General features: G+C 68.4%; 20 protein-coding genes. 12 read left to right on the plus strand and 8 right to left on the minus strand.

From position 1 onward, the window contains the following. Positions 1–133 precede the first annotated feature (133 nt). From C8K36_RS25405 to C8K36_RS06570, 3 genes are all read left to right on the plus strand, one after another. The gene (locus C8K36_RS25405) at positions 134–943 is read left to right on the plus strand and encodes a hypothetical protein (RefSeq protein ID WP_420910849.1); all 810 of its coding nucleotides are present in this window, start codon (positions 134–136) and stop codon (positions 941–943) included. 84 nt (positions 944–1,027) lie between these two features. Further along, positions 1,028–2,266 (plus strand): AAA family ATPase, encoded by a 1,239-nt coding sequence (locus C8K36_RS06565; RefSeq protein ID WP_107983814.1) that lies wholly within the window; start codon positions 1,028–1,030, stop codon positions 2,264–2,266. Next, positions 2,263–3,501 carry a DUF2201 family putative metallopeptidase gene (locus C8K36_RS06570; protein WP_107983524.1) on the plus strand — a complete coding sequence of 413 codons (1,239 nt, stop codon included), beginning with the start codon at positions 2,263–2,265 and terminating at the stop codon, positions 3,499–3,501. Before C8K36_RS06565 ends, C8K36_RS06570 begins: the two co-directional genes overlap by 4 nt. Before the next feature lie 36 nt (positions 3,502–3,537). Here the strand turns inward: C8K36_RS06570 and C8K36_RS06575 are convergent, their stop codons facing one another. Further along, positions 3,538–4,164, minus strand: coding sequence for a maleylpyruvate isomerase family mycothiol-dependent enzyme (locus C8K36_RS06575; RefSeq protein WP_107983525.1), 627 nt, complete (start codon positions 4,162–4,164; stop codon positions 3,538–3,540). Between the two features lie 100 nt (positions 4,165–4,264). Next, the gene (locus tag C8K36_RS06580; protein WP_107983815.1) at positions 4,265–5,050 is read right to left on the minus strand and encodes a GNAT family N-acetyltransferase; all 786 of its coding nucleotides are present in this window, start codon (positions 5,048–5,050) and stop codon (positions 4,265–4,267) included. Between the two features lie 222 nt (positions 5,051–5,272). Between C8K36_RS06580 and C8K36_RS06585 the strand changes: the two genes are divergently transcribed. Further along, on the plus strand, positions 5,273–6,520 hold the full coding sequence (locus C8K36_RS06585) for a cytochrome P450 (protein WP_107983526.1): 1,248 nt from the start codon (positions 5,273–5,275) through the stop codon (positions 6,518–6,520). An 8-nt stretch (positions 6,521–6,528) separates the two neighbouring features. Here the strand turns inward: C8K36_RS06585 and C8K36_RS06590 are convergent, their stop codons facing one another. After that, positions 6,529–8,598 carry an acyltransferase family protein gene (locus tag C8K36_RS06590; protein ID WP_107983527.1) on the minus strand — a complete coding sequence of 690 codons (2,070 nt, stop codon included), beginning with the start codon at positions 8,596–8,598 and terminating at the stop codon, positions 6,529–6,531. 138 nt (positions 8,599–8,736) lie between these two features. Between C8K36_RS06590 and C8K36_RS06595 the strand changes: the two genes are divergently transcribed. From C8K36_RS06595 to bioD, 4 genes are all read left to right on the plus strand, one after another. Further along, positions 8,737–10,017 carry an adenosylmethionine--8-amino-7-oxononanoate transaminase gene (locus tag C8K36_RS06595; RefSeq protein ID WP_107983816.1) on the plus strand — a complete coding sequence of 427 codons (1,281 nt, stop codon included), beginning with the start codon at positions 8,737–8,739 and terminating at the stop codon, positions 10,015–10,017. A gap of 9 nt (positions 10,018–10,026) precedes the next feature. Beyond that, positions 10,027–10,662, plus strand: coding sequence for a hypothetical protein (locus C8K36_RS06600; protein WP_146176465.1), 636 nt, complete (start codon positions 10,027–10,029; stop codon positions 10,660–10,662). A gap of 63 nt (positions 10,663–10,725) precedes the next feature. Further along, positions 10,726–11,880, plus strand: coding sequence for an 8-amino-7-oxononanoate synthase (locus C8K36_RS06605; RefSeq protein WP_420910850.1), 1,155 nt, complete (start codon positions 10,726–10,728; stop codon positions 11,878–11,880). Next, positions 11,877–12,572 carry a dethiobiotin synthase gene (gene bioD, locus C8K36_RS06610; RefSeq protein ID WP_107983530.1) on the plus strand — a complete coding sequence of 232 codons (696 nt, stop codon included), beginning with the start codon at positions 11,877–11,879 and terminating at the stop codon, positions 12,570–12,572. The genes C8K36_RS06605 and bioD overlap by 4 nt, the downstream gene beginning before the upstream one ends. On the opposite strand, the gene C8K36_RS06615 is transcribed toward bioD, so the two are convergent. The 3 genes from C8K36_RS06615 to C8K36_RS06625 all read right to left on the minus strand — a co-directional run bounded on the left by C8K36_RS06615 (position 12,562) and on the right by C8K36_RS06625 (position 14,403). Beyond that, positions 12,562–13,077: a hypothetical protein gene (locus C8K36_RS06615; RefSeq protein WP_107983531.1), complete on the minus strand. Its 516-nt coding sequence runs from the start codon at positions 13,075–13,077 to the stop codon at positions 12,562–12,564. The two genes, bioD and C8K36_RS06615, sit on opposite strands and share 11 nt — an antisense overlap. A gap of 65 nt (positions 13,078–13,142) precedes the next feature. Further along, on the minus strand, positions 13,143–13,910 hold the full coding sequence (locus C8K36_RS06620) for an SCO6745 family protein (RefSeq protein ID WP_107983532.1): 768 nt from the start codon (positions 13,908–13,910) through the stop codon (positions 13,143–13,145). Between the two features lie 52 nt (positions 13,911–13,962). After that, entirely contained in the window at positions 13,963–14,403 is a 441-nt protein-coding gene (locus C8K36_RS06625) for a MarR family winged helix-turn-helix transcriptional regulator (RefSeq protein WP_146176466.1), read from the minus strand. A gap of 535 nt (positions 14,404–14,938) precedes the next feature. On the opposite strand from C8K36_RS06625, the gene C8K36_RS06630 reads away from it, so the two are divergent. After that, complete coding sequence (locus tag C8K36_RS06630; RefSeq protein ID WP_107983534.1) at positions 14,939–15,901, plus strand: glycine-rich protein; 963 nt, start codon at positions 14,939–14,941, stop codon at positions 15,899–15,901. 140 nt (positions 15,902–16,041) lie between these two features. On the opposite strand, the gene ahpF is transcribed toward C8K36_RS06630, so the two are convergent. Both ahpF and ahpC read right to left on the minus strand, forming a co-directional pair. After that, positions 16,042–17,631 (minus strand): alkyl hydroperoxide reductase subunit F, encoded by a 1,590-nt coding sequence (ahpF, locus tag C8K36_RS06635; RefSeq protein WP_107983535.1) that lies wholly within the window; start codon positions 17,629–17,631, stop codon positions 16,042–16,044. Positions 17,632–17,778: 147 nt separating this feature from the next. Next, positions 17,779–18,342, minus strand: coding sequence for an alkyl hydroperoxide reductase subunit C (gene ahpC, locus C8K36_RS06640; RefSeq protein WP_107983536.1), 564 nt, complete (start codon positions 18,340–18,342; stop codon positions 17,779–17,781). A 358-nt stretch (positions 18,343–18,700) separates the two neighbouring features. Between ahpC and C8K36_RS06645 the strand changes: the two genes are divergently transcribed. The 3 genes from C8K36_RS06645 (at position 18,701) to C8K36_RS06655 (ending at position 21,798) form a co-directional block, all read left to right on the plus strand. Next, complete coding sequence (locus C8K36_RS06645; RefSeq protein ID WP_107983537.1) at positions 18,701–18,985, plus strand: hypothetical protein; 285 nt, start codon at positions 18,701–18,703, stop codon at positions 18,983–18,985. Positions 18,986–18,996: 11 nt separating this feature from the next. Beyond that, the gene (locus C8K36_RS06650; protein WP_258195181.1) at positions 18,997–19,800 is read left to right on the plus strand and encodes a hypothetical protein; all 804 of its coding nucleotides are present in this window, start codon (positions 18,997–18,999) and stop codon (positions 19,798–19,800) included. A 66-nt stretch (positions 19,801–19,866) separates the two neighbouring features. Continuing rightward, positions 19,867–21,798, plus strand: a complete 1,932-nt coding sequence (locus C8K36_RS06655; RefSeq protein ID WP_107983539.1) for a fumarate reductase/succinate dehydrogenase flavoprotein subunit — start codon at positions 19,867–19,869, stop codon at positions 21,796–21,798.

Genomic DNA, 21,798 nt, shown 5'->3' on the forward strand with positions numbered 1-21,798 from the left:
TGTGTGGGACGGCACGGATTCCACCCACCATCCCCACCCTCACCCCAACCGGCGTTACCGACTGGACCTTCACCGGCACCTGTGGGATGCGCGCAGATCCGGCGAACTACGAATGCGTTGCGGGACAGGTCGATTGCCAGACGAAGCCGTAGCCGATGTTGCCCTGGTCAAGGCGGCTCTGGGGGGCTGCGCCGTCGACCGCTGGGCAGCCGAAGCCGACATCCTGCTCCGTGTGGACGGGCAGGGCGACAGCCCCGTGAGGGTGCGGTGCGGGGGCGGGTCCGACTTGGTGGTGGAGCCGGTAAGGGCCGGCGTCGAACCCGCCGGGGTGCGAATCGTGGACGGCTACCCGCGCGGACGGTTCGCCGCGCTCCCCGTGCTACCCGATGCTGCCACCTGGGTGCTGCCCGACCTCGAGCTGATCCGCTCGGGAGCGATCACCGCCGATCAACTGCACCCGCTGGTCGGCGCCGCCCTCGATCCGGGCTGGTCGCCGCCCACTCAATCCCTGGCATCGACCCGGGAGAGCCGCACTCGCCTGGTGGACTGCCGCGGTGAACGACACCGGATCGGGCTGGTCGACGGCGTACTGGCCGCGCTCGATCACAACCCAGCCGAGATCCGGCGCGAGGAAATGCTCGTCGCACTGGGCGGCACGCCGCTTCCGTGCCTGCAGGCTATCGACCAGGCTCACCGTCGTCCGGATTGTCTGCCCGGCGTTCGTGAACGTCTGGACCACGGAGACGCCGTAGGGGCGCTGGCCGTTGTCGAAGGACTGCTCGGCCCCGACGCGGTCCTCCGTGACGGTCCGTTGCTGGACGAACTCCGGGCGTCCGCGGACCGCCATCGCACGTACGAACGGTTTCGCACCGACCCGGTGGAGGCGCCACCTGTATCGCGACCTCGGCGCGCCGAGCGGACGCGTCGCGCCCGCTCACGGTGAGCCTCCCCACACATCCTCGAAATCCGCTGTTCTGCAGTGCGGTCGGATGGCCGCATCCTGCGACTTCCCTCGACAACACAGGTGATGCACATGTCTTCCATGCTCCTTCCGAACCGGTCCGAGACCGAACTCGACAGTGCCGCAGCGCTGTCGGCGATGCTCGGCGCGGTCGCTACCGAGCCCCGTCCCGACGATCAACTCGAGGCCCTCACTCTGGCGGTGGCCGCGGACCTACCGGTATTGCTGTGGGGTGAACCGGGGATCGGCAAGACAGCCGCCCTGACTCAGCTCGCCGAGGCGGTGGATCTGCCGCTGACCACGGTCATCGCGAGCGTTCACGAGCCGTCGGACTTCTCGGGTCTGCCCGTCCTCGGGGACGACCCGGCGACACGCGGTGTCCCGATGGCCCCGCCGGATTGGGCCGTCCGGCTCGTGCAGGCCGGTCGGGGGCTGCTGTTCCTGGACGAACTGTCGACGGCGCCGCCCGCCGTGCAGGCGGCCCTGCTGCGGCTCGTCCTGGAAAGACGAATCGGGGCACTGCAACTCCCGCCTGACGTCCGCATCGTGGCGGCCGCCAACCCGCCGTCGTCGGCAGCGGACGGCTGGGAGCTGGGTCCACCGTTGGCCAACCGTTTCGTACACCTGCAGTGGACCCACGACCACGACGTCGTCGTCCGTGGTCTCGGCGGCACCTGGCCACGCGCGACGTTGCCCCGACTCGACCCGGAGAAGTTCTCCGACGCAGTGGCATTCGCCCGCCGCGCGGTCTGTGAGCTGCTCGCCGCTCGGCCCGCTCTCGTGCATCAACTTCCCAGCAGTCAGACCCGCCGCGGCGGTGCCTGGCCGTCGCCGCGGAGCTGGGACATGACCGTGCGGCTGATCGCTTTCGCGACTGCCGCCTCGTCGTCGACGGACGTGCTGTCCCTTCTGGTCCGGGGCAGCGTCGGTGACGGGCCCGGTTTCGAACTGCTGGCCGCGATCGACAGAATGGACCTCCCGGACCCCGAGACGCTGCTCGCCGATCCGACGGTTGCCGTGCTCCCCGAGCGCGGTGATCTGCGTCAGGCCGTGCTCGACGCGGTGGTCGACGCCGTCCGCCGGCGGCCGGAGAAGCCGCGCTGGGACGCGGCATGGGCGCTCCTGGTCGCCGCGGTGCAGACCGGGCCACCGGACCTCGTGGTCGTCCCGGCGACCACGCTGGCCACCCTGCGCCGAGACGACTGGGCGGTGCCGGCCGAGATCGACCAGCTCGCGGGGGTCGTGTCGGTGTCCCTGGCGGCGGACGGAGCCGCCGACCGTGTCGCTGCGCGGTCCTGTCGATGACGGCGTCGGCAGCGCTGGAAGCAGACAAGGTCTACGCGGCGCGGCTGCACGCCGCCCGCGTGCGGCCCTACCTTGCAACCGCCCTGTATGCGCTGAACATCGTTGCGTCGTCCCGCGTACCGACCATGGGTGTGGACCGGTACTGGCGCTGTTATGTCTCGCCCGTCTTCGTCGCCCAGCGGCCGGTGGAGGAGCTTGCCTCGATGCTGGTCCACGGGGTGTCGCATCTGCTGCGTGACCACCACGGTCGCAGTGATCGCTACGCCCGAGCACACGATCTGACCGGGCGCGGCGATCGGCTCCGGATGAATCTCGCCGCCGATGCGGAGATCAACGACGACGCGTTCGGCGACGGATTGCCTGCACCCGACGATGCCGTCCTGCCATCGACGCTGGGACTGCCCCCCGGCCAGCTCATGGAGGACTATCTGCGCCAGTTCCGCCTTGGCCCCGGCACGGACGGGCTGACCTGGCTCGACTGCGGCAGCGGTGCCGACGGGTTGTGTCGGGAGTGGGAGCTGGACCCGGACGGGGCGAACGCGCTCAGTGACCAGCAATGCGACGCGGTTCGTTTCCGGGTGGCGCACAGCATCGTCGGCCGGCCCGGACAGGCACCCCGCGGATGGCAGCGGTGGGCAGCGGAAGCTCTGCACCCGACGCAGCCGTGGCGAGCCCTGTTGGGCGCGGCGATTCGCTCCGCCACGTCTTCGTCCGGCACCGGTGAGAACTACACCTACCGGCGTCCGGCACGGCGCTCCGCCTCGGTGCCCGGCGCGGTGCTGCCGAGCCTGCGGCGTAACCCACCCCGGGTCAGTGTCATCGTCGACACCTCGGGATCGGTCAGCGACGGCGACCTCGGCAGCGCACTGCTCGAGGTCGCCGCCATCACTCGGGCCGTGGGGGGGCGGCGCGACCTGGTCACGGTGCTGTCGTGCGACGCGGCCGCCCGGGTCGTGCACCCGCTGTGCCGCGCCGAGGACATCCCGCTGTTCGGGGGCGGTGGTACGGACCTGCGCACCGGTTTCGCCAGGGCGCTGCACAATTGGCCTCGCCCGGACGTGATCGTCGTCCTCACCGACGGGCAGACACCTTGGCCCAGTTACCGACCCGGGTGCCGAACGGTCGTCGGTCTGTTCCCTCGGATGGATACCCGGGGTTGGCCGGGCGACGACTACGTGCCCGACCTGCCACCGGACTGGGCGCGTGTGGTGGAGATCGGCACACCTCGATCCTGAGTGTCCGGGGCGGAGGTTGGACGCTGGGTGGCCGGATCAGCTGACGATGCGGCCACGAAGAGTTGCAAGACCGGAACCCTCGAGTTCGTCCAGAACGCCGGGGCGGCCCGCCATCGACATGAGTAGGGCTTCGCCCGACCCGCGAATCTCGGGTCCAGTTCCGGAGGCCCAGTCGACGTCTGTGGCGACCAGTCGGAGGCCACGGACCCGTCGTATCGCGCCGATAGGGGGCGCGTAGCGCGCGAAATCCAAAGCGGGAATCAGTCGTCGGGCGGGGATGTCCCGTGCAATGCCGAGTGGTCGACGGATGTCCTGCTGATGGATCATCCCGTCGACGAGCGCGATTCGACCTCCGAAAGCGGTGGGGAGCCCTCGCGGCTCCAAGCTGCGATCGAGCCGATCGATGAGCTGCTGTGGGCCGTGGTCGCCGAAGTCATCGAGCCCGATTGCGTTGGCGCCGTTGAATCGCAGCCGACCACGAGCGAATCGGCGAGCGAGACCGGTCGGGCTCAGCTCTTCGTAGCTGAGCATGTGGGCGACGACGTCGCGGACTGTCCAGCCCGCGCACAGCGAGGGCGTTTGCCATTGGCTGGGCGTCAGGGATCGCAGGAGGACTGCCAGTTGGGCTCGCTCGGCGCGCGCCAGATCCTTCACGCTTCGCATCTCGGCTCCTTACCGACAGCCGACATGGGGACTCCCGTGACCGCAGACATGGGCGGAGTATTTCCCACGCGAGGGCGGCTGTGGGCTGCTTTCGCTGTCTTCAGGGAATTCGAAACCCTCGGAACGTCACGTTGCGACGTGTCCGGAAGCCGAGACCCGCGTAGACACTGATCGCCTGGGTGTTGCTCGCAGCGACGTGGAGGAAGGCGCGTTCGCCGCGTGCGGAGATTCGCTCGGTGAGCGCCCGGACCAGGCGGGCTGCGTGGCCGTGTCCGCGGGCCTCGGGTGCCGTGCAGACGGCGCTGATCTCGGTCCATCCCGGAGGGCGGAGGCGTTCGCCCGCCATCGCGACCAGTGCGCCCCGATCTCGAATCCCGAGGTATGTGCCGAGTTCCGGGGTGCGGGACCAGAACGGTCCCGGGCGGGTTCGCTCGATCAGGTCGAGCATCTCGGGACGGTCTTCGACCTCGAGTTCGACAAGTTCGACACCCGCCGGAAAGCCGTCCGCAGTGGTCGCCACAACCGGCGGTGCAACCATCTGCAGTCCGTCCAGCGTGAACACCGGATCCCATTGTCGCGGTGGCAGTTCCGGGCAACTGAACAGGTCGGCGAAGCCTCCGGGTCCGAGGAGTCGCGCCAGATCGTCCCAATCACTCGGCTGCGGGGCGACGGGAACCGAACAGAACGTCGACACGTCAGCGGCGTAGGTGGCTGCCCGGCCGACGGCGCGGGACAGGTGCGAATGCGGTCCCGCGAGGGAGGCGTGGACCGGATGGTCGAGCCCGATGTCGTCGATTCGCGCCCAGTCGTCGACCGGCGGCGAGTCCTCACGGGGTTCCGCGGGATGCCGGATCGGGAGCGTGGTCGAGTGTGGATCGGACGACATGTCTTCCACCCTCGCATTCCGCCAGGCTGTGGGTGAAATCGGCGCGGCGTCCTCGGCTGTGCAGCACTGTGCGAACCGGTACGTGGCGTGTATGTGTGGGTCGCACAAGTTTCCCCGGCGCTGCTGTTCGAATCGGCCAAGCGGGACCGCGCACCCCCGTGTGATCATGGTCACGCAGGCCGGTGTGCGGTCGGCGAGGGTCCGCGAACGAAGGAGTGTGGCGTGACAGTTCCCGGTGTTCCCGAGGGCTTCGATTTCACCGATCCCGACGTCTACGAGAAGCGTCTGCCGATCGCCGAGTTCGCGGCGCTTCGCAAGACGGCCCCCGTCTACTGGGTGGATCAGCCGCCGACGAAGGGTGGGTTTCCCGACGAGGGCTACTGGGCGGTGAGCCGGCATGCCGACGTCAAGGAGGTCTCGCGCGACAGTGACGTCTACTCGACGTGGGAGAACACGGCGATTGCGCGGTTCTCCGACGACATGCCCCGCGACACCGTGGAACTGATGCGGCACCTGCTGATCAACAAGGATGCCCCCGATCACACCAAGCTCCGCAAGGTCATCGCGCGGGGCTTCACCCCGCGTGCCATACAGGGACTGCGCCCAGCGCTGAAGGCGCGTGCCGAGAAGATCGTGCAGGACGCCGTCGCGGCGGGTTCCGGTGACTTCGTCGAACAGGTGGCGTGCGAGTTGCCGCTGCAGGCGATCGCGGAGCTGATCGGTGTGCCGCAGGAGGATCGTCACAAGATCTTCGACTGGTCGAACCAGATGATGGGCTACGACGATCCGGAGTTCGCGCAGGAGTCGGCGACGGCGTCCGCGGAGATCCTCGCTTACTCGTACGCAATGGCCGAGGACCGGCGCAAGTGTCCCGCGCCGGACATCGTCACCCAACTCGTCGAGGCCGACATCGACGGCGATGCGCTGGCCTCCGAGGAATTCGGTTTCTTCGTGCTGCTGCTCGCGGTTGCCGGCAACGAGACCACCCGCAACGCCATCACGCACGGGATCATGGCGTTCATGGACAACCCCGACCAGTGGGAGTTGTACAAGGCGGAGCGCCCGGCCACCGCGGTCGACGAGATCATCCGCTGGGCCACCCCGGTCGTCGGCTTCCAGCGAACCGCTTTGACGGACACCGAACTCGGCGGCCAGAAGATCCGCAAGGGCGATCGTGCCGTGATGTTCTATTCGTCCGCGAACTTCGACGAGGACGTGTTCGAGAATCCCTCGAAATTCGACATCACCCGCACCGACAACGACCACCTGAGCTTCGGCGGTACGGGCGCACACTTCTGCATCGGCGCCAATCTTGCCCGGATGGAGATCGAGTTGATCTTCAATGCGATCGCGGACCACATGCCCGACATCACCCAGCTCGGCGATCCGCGGCGCCTGCGCTCGGGGTGGATCAACGGCATCAAGGAACTTCAGGTGGACTACCGCGGGAAGTGCCCCGTCGCGCACTGACCGGTCCGTCACCACCATCCGGTAAGTGGTCCGAGGCGCTCTCCGAGTTCCGGGGTGAGGGTGCGCACATACGACGCGGTGAGGTGGTTCGAGTCCCGGTAGACCAGAACGTTGCCCTCGATCACCCGGCAGCGGTCGGTGCGGCAGACCGCGTCGGAGAGGTCGAACACGTTGACCGTCGGCAGGCTCGCCGACGCTGCCTGTGCCGGGTCGATCCGGGCCAGGACGGCGTTGCGATCGATGCCGCAGGACTCCGCGTCGCCACCCCGGCGGGCGAGACAGTCGGCGGCCCGGTACTGGACGCCGTCGTTCTCGAGCCACGGGGTGTCCCGGAGTGCGATCACCGGCAGATCCCGGTCGGCAAGGGTCTGCCACAGTGCGACGTACGTGTCGGGCGTGTAGTCGCCGGGACCGTCGGTGCGCGGTCGCGTCGAGGTGCTGAAGACGATGTCGGGACGTGCCGCGTCGAGCGCGTCCACGACGCCGAACGTCCATTCCTCGCATTCGCCGACCGGGGCGTCCGCGTCGGGTGGGAGAACCGCGGGGCATCCGACCTTCAGGAACGTTTCCACTCGGAAACGTTGCTGTCGGCCGAGGCTGTCGAGCGCCGGTAGCCAGTGTTCGGCGTGTGAGCCGCCGATGAGCGCGATCGAACGCTCCGCGTCGGGGTCGCCGTAGGTGCAGGCGAGTGCATCGGTGTCGCCCACCTGCGACATGCAACCGTCCAGCGTCGCGGCCGGGAGATCGGCGTGCGCGACGTAGCGGGAGGGTTGTTCGCGCTGCGGCGGGACGTCGATGCCCGCGAGAAGCGCCGCGGCGCCGGGATAGGTCTGCGGATCGAGGTCGGTCTGCTGCGCCCACTGCTCGGACCGGTGGTCGATGAACTGGGTCCATGCCACGGTGGCACTCGTGACGGTGACGGCGCCAGCCGCGACCAGTGCCACCAGCGCCGTCCTGGCGCCGCCCGATCCCGGCGGTCGGCGGATGGGGTTCTCGATCAGCCGCGTGGTCAATTCGGCGAGCACGAGCGACAGCGCGATGACGACGAGACCACCCTTCAAGCCCACGTGGGTCTCGTCGCGCAACACGAGGTAGCCGATCAGGATCGGCCAGTGCCACAGATATAGGGCGTAGGCCATGGTGCCGAGGCGGAGCATCGGGCGCGCCGTCAGGAGGCGGCTGACGGGATTACCGTCTGCCTGTTCCTCGCTCGTCGCGCCGGCGACGATCAGTGCCAGCGCGGCGCCGACCGGAACCAGGGCCCACGGCCCGGGAAACTGGTTCCGTCCGTCGAGCAGCGTTCCGCACGCGAACACCACTGCAATACCTGTGACGGACAGCACTATTCGCAATATTCGGGGGACGCGCAGCCAGGGCGCGACACACGCCAGCAGCCCGCCGGCGAGAAGTTCCCACAGTCGCGCACCGGTGTCGTAGTACAGCCACGACTGCGGCATCGAACTGGTGGTGGCATATGCCAGCGATATCGCCGTGAGCACCCCGAGGAGAACCGCTACCGGGCCCCGGACGGGTCGACCGCGGGAGCGCAGCAGCCACGCTGCGCCGAACACGACGACGAGTGCCGCGACGTAGAACTGGCCCTGCACCGCGATCGACCACAGATGCTGCAACGGGCTGACCGACGGATCGGCCGCAAGGTAGTCGCTGGCCGTGTCGGCGAGATGCCAGTTCTGGAGGAACAGCATCGACGCCGTCGTCTGCTTCGCCGTCTCATACCACGCGGTTGCAGGGTGATGGAGGACCGTGAACGCCGCGACGGCGGCGAGGATCACCACCAGCGGGGGCGTCAGACGCCGGGTGACTCGCCGCACAATGGGGACCGGATCGAGCGGATGCGACGATTCGGCAGCCCGCAGCAGCGAACCGACGAAGAAGAAGCCCGACAGAACGAGGAAGATATCGACGCCGCCGGAGACCCTGCCGAACCACACGTGATAGATCACGACCAGTGCGATCGCCAGGCCTCGAAGGCCGTCCAGATCATGCCGGTGAGCTGCGCGAACGCGGTTTGGAGAGCCCTGACGCCCCGAAGTGGGAGCGGTGGAGCGGGCTGACACGCCATCCTCTCAGGTCGGCTGGAGCGGGGAGGGTTCGAGCGCCGCACGCGGACGCACCGCCTGCGGCCACTCCACGCTACCTGCTGCTACGCCGATCGGCTGGGCCGCTTACAGTCGTGCGGCGTGAACCCCCTGAGCATGTCTTCCGACCGGATCGTCGATATCGACACGATGCATCTCTGGCATCCCTACGGCGCGTTTCCGGCGTCGACCGTCCCGCTCGTCGTGGACTCCGCGGCGGGGGCTCGCCTCACGCTCGCCGACGGCACCGAACTGGTCGACGGCATGAGTTCGTGGTGGTCGGCGGTGCACGGCTACCGCAACCCGGTCCTCGACGCGGCCGTCACCGATCAGCTCGGCCGGATGAGTCACGTGATGTTCGGCGGTCTCACCCACGCGCCGGCCGCCCGGCTCGCCCAACTGTTGGTCGAGATCACGCCGGCGGGGCTGGACAAGGTGTTCCTCGCCGACTCGGGTTCGATATCGGTGGAGGTCGCAGTGAAGATGTGCCTGCAGTACTGGCGCAGCCTCGGTCGCCCCGAAAAACACCGGTTGCTCACGTGGCGCGGTGGCTATCACGGTGACACGTTTGCGCCGATGAGCGTGTGCGACCCGGACGGGGGCATGCACGCGATGTGGACCGATGTCCTCGCCCGGCAACTGTTCGCGCCCGCACCACCGCGCGAGTTCGACCCCGGGTACGTCGCAGAGTTCGAGCGGATCGTCGCCCGGCATCGGGACGAACTGGCCGCGATCATCGTCGAACCCGTGGTCCAGGGGGCCGGCGGCATGCGGTTCCATCACCCCGACTACCTCCGGGAACTGCGACGCATGTGCGACGAGCACGGGTTGCTTCTCGTGTTCGACGAGATCGCCACCGGCTTCGGCCGCACCGGTGAACTGTTCGCCGCGGACCATGCCCGGCTGGCGCCCGACGTGATGTGCGTCGGCAAGGCGCTCACCGGTGGATATCTCACGCTCGCCGCGACGCTGTGCACGAGCGAAGTCGCCGAGGCGATCAGTGCCGGTGAAGGCGGCGGCATCATGCACGGCCCGACGTTCATGGGGAACCCGTTGGCGTGTGCAGTCGCGGTGGCCGCGGTGGAGTTGCTGCTGTCCCGGGACTGGCGGGCGGAGGTCGCCGCACTGAACGAGGGGCTCGCGCGCGGACTTGCCCCGGCTCGGGAAGTGACGGGCGTCGTCGACGTCCGGGTGCTCGGCGGCATCGGGGTGATCGAACTCGCCGAGCCGGTCGACATGCAGACCGTGACCGACGCGGCCGTCGCTGCCGGTGTGTGGCTGCGGCCCTTCCGGAATCTGATCTACGCCATGCCGCCGTACGTGTGCACCCCGGAGGAGATCGACCGGATCGCGGCGGGCATGGTCGCGGCGGCGCGCAGCCAGGCTCCCGAGCGTTAGTCTCGGAGAGTGACCGGCGACGGGGGACCGCGAGGTACTGGAACCGCTGGCCTTCTCGTCGTGTCGGGCCTGGTCATCGGTCTGTTCTCCGCTGCTCTGTGGCACGTGGCTGTGGACCCGGGTGTCCCGGTCGGTCGCGATCCGTTGCGCCCGTGGTCCCTCCCGCCCGGGCCGGGGTGGTGGCCGAGCGTCGTGTTGCTTCCGCTTGCCGGCGCCGTGATCGGCGGGCTCGTCGCCGTCCGCGCCGATGCCGCCGGGTGGCGACTGGTTCGCGATCGGCACCCCACCTGGCGTCCCCTCGGCGGCCTGGTACTCGGCCTCGCGCTCCTTTGTGGGATCACCTTCGCGGCGGCCTGGAGCGTCGCGCCGCGGCCCGGCGCCATTGCAGAGGAACCGCAGTTGACGATGATCTTCGGAACCGACGACCCCGGAGTCAGCGTGTGCTCACACGACGAGGTTCTCTGTATCGCGAACAGGGAGGATCCGGCCCACGATGCCTCGGCGGCGGGGTCGTCGCCCCGCATCGAGGTCGGTTCCCCGTGGATTGCCTTTCCTGTGCTGACCGCGCTGGCGGGGCTCGGGGTGCTCGGGATCCTCCTCGGTGCGCAGTTGCGTCTGGTGCGGCGTTCCGGCCTGCTCAGCTGAGCGTCGAGCTGTCCGGACAAGCCCACTTGAACACCGTTCAAGTGGGCTTGTATCGTGCTCCGGGTGGGTACCGATGCGACTGCTCTGGATTGGCTCGACGACGTCGAACGCGTGCGTCGCGCCGCGGGTCTGCGCCGCGAGCTGCGTCCGCGCGGTGATGCCGATGCGGTGATCGACCTCGCCTCCAACGACTACCTGGGTCTCGTCCGGCACCCCGAGGTGATCGAGGGGGCTGTCGATGCGGTCCGCCGGTGGGGTGGGGGAGCGACCGGTTCGCGCCTCGTGACGGGGACGACGTCCGATCATGCGGTTCTCGAACGGGAACTGGCCGCGTTCGTCGGCGCGGAGGCGGGATTGGTCTTCGCGAGCGGCTACGCAGCCAATCTCGGTGCCGTGACGGCGCTTTCGGGCAAGGATGCGCTGATCGTGTCGGATGCGGGCTGTCACGCCTCGCTCGTCGACGCGTGCAGGCTGTCGCGATCCCGCGTCGTGGTCGCCCCACACGCCGACACCGAGTTCCTGGCTCGAGCACTCGGCGAACGCGCCGAGGAACGCGCCCTCGTGCTCACCGACTCCGTCTTCAGTGCCGACGGCGATCTCGCGCCGCTCGCCGCGATGCACCGGGTGTGCCGCGAGCACGGCGCGGTGCTGCTGGTCGACGAGGCGCACGGCATCGGCGTCCGCGGCCGCGGTGGCCGCGGACTCGTCGAGGAGGTGGGCCTCGCCGGTGAACCGGACATCGTCGTCACAGCCACGCTGTCGAAGTCGCTGGCCAGTCAGGGGGGCGTCGTGCTGGCTTCGGGCAGGGTGCGGGCCCATCTGATCGACACGGCGCGCACCTTCATCTTCGACACGGGCCTGGCGCCCGCCGCGGTCGGGGCGGCCCGTGCGGCGCTGGCAGTGCTGATCCGCGAACCGCAGCGCGCCGCAGCGGTTCTCGATCGCGCCCGCGAACTCGCGCGCATCACCGGTTCCGCAGAGCCTGAATCGGCTGTCGTGTCGGTGGTTCTCGGGGATCCCGATGTCGCGTTCGCGGCGGCAGCGGCGTGCCGTGACCTCGAGTTGCACGTCGGCTGCTTCCGGCCGCCGTCGGTGCCGGAGGGTACGTCGCGGCTGCGACTGACCGCCCGGGCGACCATCGGTGCAGACGAGATGGTGCACATCGAATCGGTTCTGGCCAAGGTGCTTTCGGATCGCCTCGTGGGCGTGTCGGCGTGAGCATCCTCGTCGTCTCCGGGACGTCCACCGACGTGGGCAAGACGGTCGTCACTGCCGCCCTCGCTGCCACCCTGCGGGCCGCAGGTCGGTCCGTCGCAGTCTGTAAGCCCGCGCAGACGGGCGAAGTGCCGGGCGCACCCGGAGACCTGGCCGAGATTGCGCGGCTCAGCGGTGTGACAGCGACCCTCGAAGTGGCCCGCTACCCGGAACCACTCGCGCCGGACACCGCCGCGCGACGCGCCGGACTGCCGATGGTGACGCGCGAGGAGGTGGTGTCGGCGGTGCGCGAACTCGCCGCCCGGCACGACGTGACGTTGGTCGAGGGCGCCGGCGGACTGCTGGTCCGACTCGGCGCCGGCGGATTCACGGTGCGCGATGTCGCCGTCGAACTCGACGCCCCGGTCGTCGTGGTGGCCGCGCCCGGTCTGGGCACGCTCAACCACTGCGCGCTCACCGCGGAGGCGCTCGCGTCGGCGGGCGTGAAGTGCAGTGGCTTCGTCGTCGGGTCGTGGCCGGCGCAGCCGGATCTCGCGGCGCTGTGCAATCTCGACGACCTGCCGGACGTCACGGGGGTGCCGTTGGTCGGGCGCGTGCCCGAGGGTGTTGCGGGTCCGGATGTTTCGAGATTCGTCGCGGCCGCGCCCACCTGGTTCGACCGTGACTGGCTCGAGTCGATCCAGCTCAGACGATGATGCGGCAGTAGAGGCGATCTCCGCGGGACACGGCGGTGGACGCCAGCGCGGCCAATGCGCTGACGAACGGGACTGATTCCTCGGAGGGTCCGGCGGCCTCGTCGAAGATCCAGTTCCGGGCGGCAGTGACGAGAGCGCGCGGGTCGGAACCGGCGAGTGCGTCCCGGAGTTCGTCGGCGACGGATAGGACGAACGAATCACCGCTATCGCTGTCGGCCACCATCGAACCGCGCCGTGGTCCGGCGGCGACGTCCTCGTAGCTTCGGTCGGTGAGCGCGGACTCGAGCCTGCCGAGCGCGACCGTCGGGTCGATTCCCTTCGCCTGGAGGACCGGAGTTCCGCTAGCGGCGATGCGGACGCGGGGGACTGCGGCCTCGTCGGGTGATGTGCGGTAGAGCTCTGCGGCCGAGGCGATGTCCTCCGGATCGAGGTCGATCAGGCCGTCGAGGGCGGCCGCGGCAGCGGCGTCCGAGGGCGCAGAGAAGTAATCGGTGATTGCGGACATAGCGGCATCGTTGCACAGCGATCCGACACGGGGACGGAGGTTCAGGACGCGTCGAGGGCAGCCCGTCAGCGATAGCCGACTGACGTTCGCGAAAGCCCGCCCCACGATGTCCGCCGCGACTTCACCTCACGGCCTACCTGACGAACACGCCGTAAGGCTCTTTCCCCCCCGGTGGTTTCCTCGGCGCGTCGCCAACGGGTGTGCAGGTCCGGTCGTGCCCGCGCTCGCGTGATGACGGCGTCGGCGTCGGATTCCTGCCAGCCTGTGCGCAGCATCTTGTCCAGTCCGGCGTGAGGATCGGCGACTACGGCCTCCGGGACGCTCAATCCACTGGCGCGGAGCGCGGCGAAGTGCAGTCCGCCGCGCAGTTCGCGGGCCAACATCAGCGCGTGGGCGAATCGCTCGGCGGGCGCCAGCGGCCGCTCCTGTATCTGCCATCCGGCAACCAGCGGCAGCGCCGTCAGATCGGCGCCGTCGACGACCCGGTACAGCAGTTCGGTGGCCTCGTCGGTGCCGTCTGATCGGGGAAGTTCCGCGGACCCCCACGCGCCGCAGGCCCGGGTGTAGCCGCGGATCGCGTCGCCGGCGGCCACTACCGGGGCGGCCTCGCCCAACATGAGCTCGATCAGCCAGGCCGGGAAAATCCCGAACAGTGACGCGACGACCGCCGCCGGCGGGTCGCCGAGGACCGCGGAGCGACCGCGGAAGTACAGCGACCGGGCCCACATTCCGAGCCGTTCCTCTTCCGCCGCCAGTTGTGGTGACGTCATGAACGCCCCGCCCAGGTCGACGATCGGGTCGCGCATCGCCCGCGCGGCGGCAAGGTATTCCATTCGAGGTTCCTTTCATCGAAGACCGCGACTGCCGACGAGATGTCGGGGGCGGTTACCGCTTCTGCACGGAGACGTCCAGGGCCTCCAGGGCCTCGAGGAGCAGCCGGGTGTGCTCGGCGTACACCGCATAGGGAACGCCACTGCGCGCTATCAGCTGCTCGAACCGAAGTTCCAGCAGCTGCTGGCCCTTCTCGACCAACTCCTTCCCGTCGGCCGTCAGGGCCAGCTGACGTCGGTTGCCGCCAGCCGGGTCGGGGCGCAGGTCCAGGAGCCCCGCCTCGGCCAGCACACCGACGGTTCTGCTCACCGAGGGCTCTGTCACGCCCATTCGCTCGGCAAGGGCGCGCTGCGTCGCGGTCCCCAGTTCCCCGAGCATCAACAGTGCGAGGAACCGCCGGTAGGACAACCCGCATTCGGCCATCAGCAGCCGATCTGCGGAGCGGTCCATTCGGGCCGTCAGGGAGTGCAGTTCGTAGATCAGGTGACGTTCCACCGCATCACATTAACACGCTAACTTAGTGTCACAAGTTGCCGATCGGCGCAACGCCCTCGGGGGCGTCGTCGGTCGGGATCGCAGTCATCTCGGAAGCGAAGTTCGGCGATGACGCCGAGTGTGGCGTGACTAGTTGTCGGGGTGGCTCGAACAAAACCTCGCTACGCCTTCCTTCGATCAAATTGCTGCAGGTCCAACTTCACGCCCGTAATGGCCATTTATGGCCGCTACGAGGTTGTGGACTAAAGTGGCCGTCTCAAATGCGTACTTGCGCAAGGCTCTTCCGTTACGGTCGGTCTGCGGCAGGTTTCTGCGGGTACGTCATCGTGGCGGCCGACCGGACGACGGGCTCTGCGGCTTCCATTCCGGATCGTCGACGACGTTGTGCTGCAAGGGTTTTTCCTCACCGCGACGTCCGCTTGCAGGAGGTCGGGGATCAACAGGTCATTGATTAGTAGTGAGGCGGTGCTCGGTGACGACACAGGCGAGGCAGATGCGGAAGACAGGCCGGTGGCAAGGGGGTCGAGTCGCTGGGATGGCTGCGGTGGTGGGACTGGCGGTCGCGGGAACGGCAGCGACGTGGGGCGCGGGAGCGGCGGCTGCTGCTCTTCCGGCAGCGTGTGTGCAGCCGACCGCGGACGGGCCGGTGACTTGCACATACCGCACCACCGACGCCGAGCAATCACTGGCGATCCCGAGAGGGGTAACTACCGTGCACGTGACGGCGGTCGGTGGCCGCGGCGGCGGCGCCCTGGACTACATCCAGCCGGGTGCTGCGGGTCGGGCCGCCGGTGATGTGACCGTCATCCCCGGCTCCACCCTCTACATCGAGGTCGGCGGTCACGGAAAGGCCAGCGGCGAAGCCGACAGTGCGGGTTTCAACGGCGGCGGCCGTGGTGGTGGACCTTATCGGCAGTACTTCGGCGCCAGTGGCGGCGGTGGTGGCGCCTCTGATGTGCGGACCGTCAGCAGCGCCGATCCCGACTCGATGAACAGTCGACTGCTCGTCGCTGCCGGTGGCGGCGGCACCGGGTGGGCCTCACCCGGAGGCGGCATGTATTTCTTGTACAACGGCGGGGCCGCCGGCGCCGCGGCTGGGCCGGCGCAAGGCGCCGGCCAAGCAGGATCCGCGAGCGCGGGCGGCGCCGGCGGAACCGGAGGCTCTCCCGGGGCGGACGGCGTACTGGGACAGGGCGGCACCGGTGGCCATGCCGGCTTCACGGGCAACGGCGCCGAAGGGGGCGGCGGCGGTGGCGGCGGCGGCCTGTGGGGCGGGGGCGGTGGCACCGGCATCGCTGACCAGACAGGTGGCGGTGGCGGTGGCGGTGGCTCCTTCCTGATCCCCGCAGGCGGTGCCACCGACCTCGTCGATGCGAGCGTCGAGCCGCAGATTGTCATTACCTATCAGCCCGTCAGCACGCCACCTGACTCGCCGTGCGTTGGGTCTCTGGACGCCATCGGAGTGGTCGGCCTGGACTTCCTCTGCTCATCGAGCTGACCACAAGGCACGCCTCGCCCCAGTGCACGTTGCCGTCACAGTGGGTGCGCTGGGGGAAGGTAGGGCGAGGTGCTCGGAAACGACCCCGGGTTCGGCGCCGCTCGGCGCCGAACCCGGGGTCGTTCGCTGGGACGCGAGTGTCAGCCGGCCACTGCCGCCGAGTCCTCCGTAGGAGCGCTCGTGCGGATGAGGTGGTCGAACGCAGACAGTGCGGCGGTCGCGCCGGCACCGGCGGCGATCACGATCTGCTTGAACGGCACGGTGGTGCAGTCGCCTGCGGCGAAGACCCCGGGCACCGACGTCTGGCCGCGGTCGTCGATCACGATCTCGCCGCGCGGGGACAGTTCGATGCTCCCCTTCAGCCACTCGGTGTTGGGCAGCAGGCCGATCTGGACGAACACGCCTTCGAGATCGACGCTGTGCGACTCGTCGGTCGTGCGGTCCGTGTAGGTCAGGCCCGTGACCTTGCTGCCGTCGCCGAGCACCTCCGTGGTGAGCGTGCTCAGGAGGATGGTGACGTTGGGCAGGCTGCGCAGCTTGCGCTGGAGCACCTCGTCCGCACGCAGCACGGAGTCGAACTCGACCAGCGTGACGTGGGCGACGATGCCGGCGAGGTCGATCGCCGCCTCGACACCGGAGTTGCCGCCGCCGATCACTGCGACGCGCTTGCCCTTGAAGAGCGGTCCGTCGCAGTGCGGGCAGTAGGTGACGCCCTTGTTCCGGTACTCGCTCTCCCCGGGGACGTTCATCGAACGCCACCGGGCGCCGGTGGACAGGATCACCGTTCGTGCGAGCAGCGAAGCGCCACTTTCGAGTTCCACCTCGACGAGACCGTTCTCGGTGACCGACGGGACGAGCTTCGCGGCGCGCTGCGTGTTCATGAGATCGACGTCGTACTGGCGGACGTGGTTCTCGAGCGCGGCACCGAGCTTGGGACCCTCGGTGTAGGGGACGGAGATGTAGTTCTCGATCGCCATCGTGTCGAGCACCTGACCACCGAAGCGCTCGGCGGCGATGCCGGTGCGAATTCCCTTGCGCGCGGCGTAGATCGCTGCCGCGGCGCCGGCCGGTCCACCGCCGACCACGAGGACGTCATAGGGATCCTTCTCGGCGATCGCGGCGGCGGCACGATCCGCGGCACCGACGTCGAGCTTGCCGATGATCTCCTCGAGGGTCATCCGGCCGGAGCCGAACAGCTCGCCGTTGAGATAGACGGTCGGCACTGCCATGATCTGACGGCCGTCGACCTCGTCCTGGTACAGCGCACCGTCGATCGCGACGTGGCTGACACCCGGGTTGAGCACGGCCATCAGGTTCAGGGCCTGCACGACGTCGGGGCAGTTCTGGCAGGACAGCGAGAAGTAGGTCTCGAAGTGGAACTCGCCTTCGAGATTGCGGGCCTGCTCGAGCAGTTCGGGCGCTTCCTTCGACGGGTAACCGCCGACCTGGAGCAGCGCGAGTGCGAGCGAGGTGAATTCGTGGCCGAGCGGGATTCCGGCGAAGCGGACCTCGATGTCGGTGCCGATGCGGCGAATCGCGAACGACGGACGGCGCTCGTCGTCATCGCGACGTTCGTAGGTGATCTTGTCCGACATCGTGGCGATCTCGGCGAGCAGTTCGGCGAGCTCGACCGACTTGGCTCCGTCGTCGAGGGAGGAGACGAGCTCGATCGGCACGGTCAGCCGCTCGAGGAGGGACTTCAGTTGGCCGGCAAGTGAGGCATCGAGCATGCGGATCTACTCCATCCATGGGGGCGGACTGTGATCGGGTGTTTGGACCTGGTACCCATCTGGTTTCGAGGTCCGGAGCAGCCGAGGAAGCTGCGGGTGGGGCGCGGGCCCGGCAGAACCGGGCCCGCGCCGCGCGACGCGACTACGTCAGATCTTGCCGACGAGGTCCAGCGACGGCGCGAGGGTCTCTTCGCCCTCTTCCCACTTGGCGGGGCAGACCTCGCCCGGGTGCGACCGGACGTACTGAGCAGCCTTGACCTTGCGGAGCAGCTCGGCAGCGTTGCGGCCGATGCCCTCGGCGGTGATCTCCATGAACTGGATGATGCCGTCGGGATCGACGAGGAAGGTGCCGCGATCGGCCAGGCCCTGGCCCTCGCGGAGAACCTCGAAGTTGGTGCTGATCTCGAGGGTCGGGTCGCCGATCATCGCGTACTGGATCTTGCCGATGGTGGCGGAGGAGTCGTGCCACGCCTTGTGCGTGAAGTGGGTGTCGGTGGACACCGAGTAGACCTCGACACCGAGGCGCTGCAGCTCCTCGTAGTGGTCGGCCAGGTCACCGAGCTCCGTCGGGCAGACGAAGGTGAAGTCGGCGGGGTAGAAGAAGAAGATCGCCCACTTGCCCGTGATGTCATCGGACGACACGTCGATGAACGCGCCGTTCTTGTACGCGGTCGCGGTGAAGGGCGTGATCGGCTTGTTGATCAGGGCCATGTGAACCTCTGTTCGGTCGAAGTGTGGAAATCCGGACGTTCCAAAGGCTAATCAACGAGCTTGAATAGGTCCAATCTATGAGAGCTATTTCATAGATACCCATTACCTATCAACGCTGGCGAGTGCTTGGTGGGCGATTCGCCGGACTTGCCCCGCTTGCGGGCGGGTGGGCGCGACCGCGCGGGGTCGTGGTCGGTCTACCTGCGACGTTGCGCGACCGTGAATCAGCGCCGCCCCTGCGACGCCTCACGTACTGTGAGAGGCGTCACAAAGTGTAGGCAGATCGGGCAGTGGACCGGCATCTCTGCCGTCGCCCGATCCGACCGACGAATCGACCGACGCTTGTTCGGAGGTACGGATGACCACCACCGAAGTGATGGACCTGCAGCGCACCATCGGCCATCTGCGCCAGTGTGTGGGGTCGCTGCGAAACGTCTACGGCGATGCCTCGGCCGTGCGCCGGCTCGCCAACGACGTGGACCGTCTCGACATCGACGCACACGATCTCGACGAGTCGCCGCCGAGGCCGACGACGATCGCCGGTGGGGAGCGCGTGCAAGTGCCCGACACCCCGTACGACCGCTCGCTATGGCAGGGCGCGGACGACGAGGGACTCGGCGGCAATCCGCACGAGAACGCGTGAGGACGCCTCGTGTGACCGAGATCGGTGCGCCGCCGCCGGCTCGGGCGGATATCGCTGCGCGCACGCTCCGGACCGACCGGTGGTGGCTCGCACCACTTCTCACGACGCTCGGGCTCGCGGTGTTCGTCGTCTACGCGACGATCCGCTCGTTCGTGCGCACGGCCTACTGGGTCGACGACTACCACTACCTGACGCCGTTCTACTCGCCGTGCATCAGTGAATCCTGTGTCCCCGGGGCCAGCCACTTCGGGACGTGGGTGGGCGAGTTGCCGATGTGGATTCCGCTGGGGTTCCTCGTCCTGCCGTTCCTGCTGGGGTTCCGGTTGACCTGCTACTACTACCGCAAGGCCTACTACCGGTCGATCTGGTTGGCGCCCCCCGCGTGCGCGGTGGCCGAACCACATTCCACCTACTCGGGCGAGACGCGGTTTCCGCTGATCGTGCAGAACGCTCACCGCTACTTCTTCTATGTCGCGCTGGTGGTCTCGCTCGTCAACACGTACGACGCGGTCCGCGCGTACGAGGGTCCGAACGGCAGCTTCGGTGTCGGTCTGGGGAGCCTGATCATCACCGCGAACGTGATCCTGCTGTGGGCGTACACGGTGTCGTGTCACTCCTGCCGGCACGTCACCGGGGGCCGGCTCAAACACTTCTCGGCACATCCGGTCCGCTACCGGCTGTGGACCTGGGTGAGCAGGCTCAACACGCGGCACATGCAGCTGGCGTGGACCACGCTCGCGACCCTGATCATCACCGACTTCTACATCATGCTGGTCGCGAGCGGCACCGTCTCCGACCTGCGGTTGATCAACTGAGTTCCAGCGATTCCGACGTCAGCGCCGGATGTACAGAGGACGGATGCACCGAGAGGGGGAGTGCGCATGGCCGAGGTCGAGCGACACAGATACGACGTGGTGGTGATCGGTGCCGGCGGCGCCGGTCTGCGCGCGGTCATCGAGGCCCGTGAACGCGGACTCTCGGTCGCGGTGGTGTGCAAGTCGCTGTTCGGCAAGGCCCATACCGTGATGGCGGAGGGCGGCTGCGCGGCGGCGATGGGCAACGCCAACTCGAAGGACAGCTGGCAGGTCCATTTCCGCGACACGATGCGCGGCGGCAAGTTCCTCAACAACTGGCGGATGGCGGAACTCCACGCGCGCGAGGCGCCCGATCGGGTGTGGGAACTCGAGACGTACGGCGCGCTGTTCGACCGCACCGAGGACGGCCGCATCAGCCAGCGCAATTTCGGTGGGCACACCTACCCCCGCCTGGCGCACGTCGGCGACCGCACCGGGCTCGAGTTGATCCGCACGATGCAGCAGAAGATCGTCTCGCTGCAGCAGGAGGACTTCGCCGAGACCGGTGACTACGAGGCCCGGGTCAAGGTGTTCGCCGAGTGCACCATCACCGAATTGCTCAAGGACGGCGACCAGATCGCGGGCGCATTCGGGTACTGGCGGGAGTCGGGCCGTTTCGTGCTGTTCGAGACGCCGGCCGTGGTGATGGCGACGGGCGGCATCGGCAAGTCGTTCAAGGTCACCTCGAACTCGTGGGAGTACACCGGTGACGGACACGCGCTCGCGCTGCGGGCCGGCGCGAACCTGATCAACATGGAGTTCGTGCAGTTCCATCCGACGGGGATGGTGTGGCCGCCGAGTGTGAAGGGCATCCTCGTCACCGAGGGTGTCCGCGGCGACGGCGGGGTCCTCAAGAACTCCGACGGCGAGCGCTTCATGTTCTCCTACATCCCGGCGGTGTTCAAAGGCCAGTACGCGGAGACCGCAGGTGAGGCCGACAAGTGGTACGAGGACCCCGACAACAACCGCAGAACCCCCGACCTGTTGCCGCGCGACGAGGTGGCCCGCGCCATCAACTCGGAGGTCAAGGCCGGCCGCTCCACTCCGCACGGCGGCGTCTACCTCGACATCGCGTCGCGCATGCCCGCCGACGAGATCGTGCGGCGCCTGCCGTCGATGCATCACCAGTTCAAGGAACTCGCCGACGTCGACATCACCAAGGAACAGATGGAAGTCGGCCCCACCTGTCACTACGTGATGGGCGGAATCGAGGTGGATCCCGACACGGGGTCGTCCACCGTGGCGGGGCTTTTCGCTGCCGGTGAGTGTTCGGGCGGCATGCACGGTTCGAATCGTCTCGGCGGCAATTCGCTGTCGGACCTGCTGGTGTTCGGACGGCGGGCCGGTCTCGGTGCGTCCGACTACGTGCAGTCTCTCGACACGCGCCCGGTGGTGGCGGAGTCCGATGTCGCGACCGCGGCGCGGGCCGCGCTGGTGCCCTTCGATCCGCCGTCCGAGGGCGCGGGCGAGAACCCGTACACGCTGCACACCGAACTGCAGCAGACGATGAACGACCTGGTGGGAATCATCCGCACCGAGTCGGAGATCGAGCAGGCCATCGCCAGGCTCGACGACGTCCGGTCGCGCCTGCCCGGGGTGACCGTCGAGGGGCACCGGCAGTTCAATCCCGGATGGCACCTCGCGCTGGACCTGCGGAACATGGTGCTGGTCAGCGAATGTGTCGCACGGGCGGCGCTGATGCGGACAGAGAGTCGCGGCGGCCACACCCGTGACGACTTCCCGTCAATGGATCCGCGGTGGCGGTCGACGCTGCTGGTGTGCAGCACGGTGGCGGGGGATCCGGCGGCGGAGGACGGCGCGACCGTGCCCGACGTCCTCGTCACCCGCGAGGAGCAGGTCCCGATGCGTCCGGACCTGTTGGCGCTGTTCGATTTCGACGAACTCGGCAAGTACTACACCGACACCGAAATCGACGCTCATCCGGGAAGGGAGACCTGA

It is taken from the genome of Rhodococcus sp. OK519 (assembly GCF_003051005.1).
Classification (GTDB): Bacteria; Actinomycetota; Actinomycetes; order Mycobacteriales; family Mycobacteriaceae; genus Prescottella.

What these genes read in the sequence shown, in the direction of transcription:
- ahpC (WP_107983536.1), bottom strand. Translation starts at nt 18,342, where the DNA reads ATGGCCCTGATCAACAAGCCGATCACGCCCTTCACCGCGACCGCGTAC.
- C8K36_RS06570 (WP_107983524.1), top strand. Translation starts at nt 2,263, where the DNA reads ATGACGGCGTCGGCAGCGCTGGAAGCAGACAAGGTCTACGCGGCGCGG.
- C8K36_RS06645 (WP_107983537.1), top strand. Translation starts at nt 18,701, where the DNA reads ATGACCACCACCGAAGTGATGGACCTGCAGCGCACCATCGGCCATCTG.
- ahpF (WP_107983535.1), bottom strand. Translation starts at nt 17,631, where the DNA reads ATGCTCGATGCCTCACTTGCCGGCCAACTGAAGTCCCTCCTCGAGCGG.
- C8K36_RS06655 (WP_107983539.1), top strand. Translation starts at nt 19,867, where the DNA reads ATGGCCGAGGTCGAGCGACACAGATACGACGTGGTGGTGATCGGTGCC.
- C8K36_RS06615 (WP_107983531.1), bottom strand. Translation starts at nt 13,077, where the DNA reads ATGTCCGCAATCACCGATTACTTCTCTGCGCCCTCGGACGCCGCTGCC.
- C8K36_RS06565 (WP_107983814.1), top strand. Translation starts at nt 1,028, where the DNA reads ATGCACATGTCTTCCATGCTCCTTCCGAACCGGTCCGAGACCGAACTC.
- C8K36_RS06580 (WP_107983815.1), bottom strand. Translation starts at nt 5,050, where the DNA reads ATGTCGTCCGATCCACACTCGACCACGCTCCCGATCCGGCATCCCGCG.
- C8K36_RS06575 (WP_107983525.1), bottom strand. Translation starts at nt 4,164, where the DNA reads ATGCGAAGCGTGAAGGATCTGGCGCGCGCCGAGCGAGCCCAACTGGCA.
- C8K36_RS06620 (WP_107983532.1), bottom strand. Translation starts at nt 13,910, where the DNA reads ATGGAATACCTTGCCGCCGCGCGGGCGATGCGCGACCCGATCGTCGAC.
- C8K36_RS06630 (WP_107983534.1), top strand. Translation starts at nt 14,939, where the DNA reads ATGGCTGCGGTGGTGGGACTGGCGGTCGCGGGAACGGCAGCGACGTGG.
- C8K36_RS06595 (WP_107983816.1), top strand. Translation starts at nt 8,737, where the DNA reads ATGTCTTCCGACCGGATCGTCGATATCGACACGATGCATCTCTGGCAT.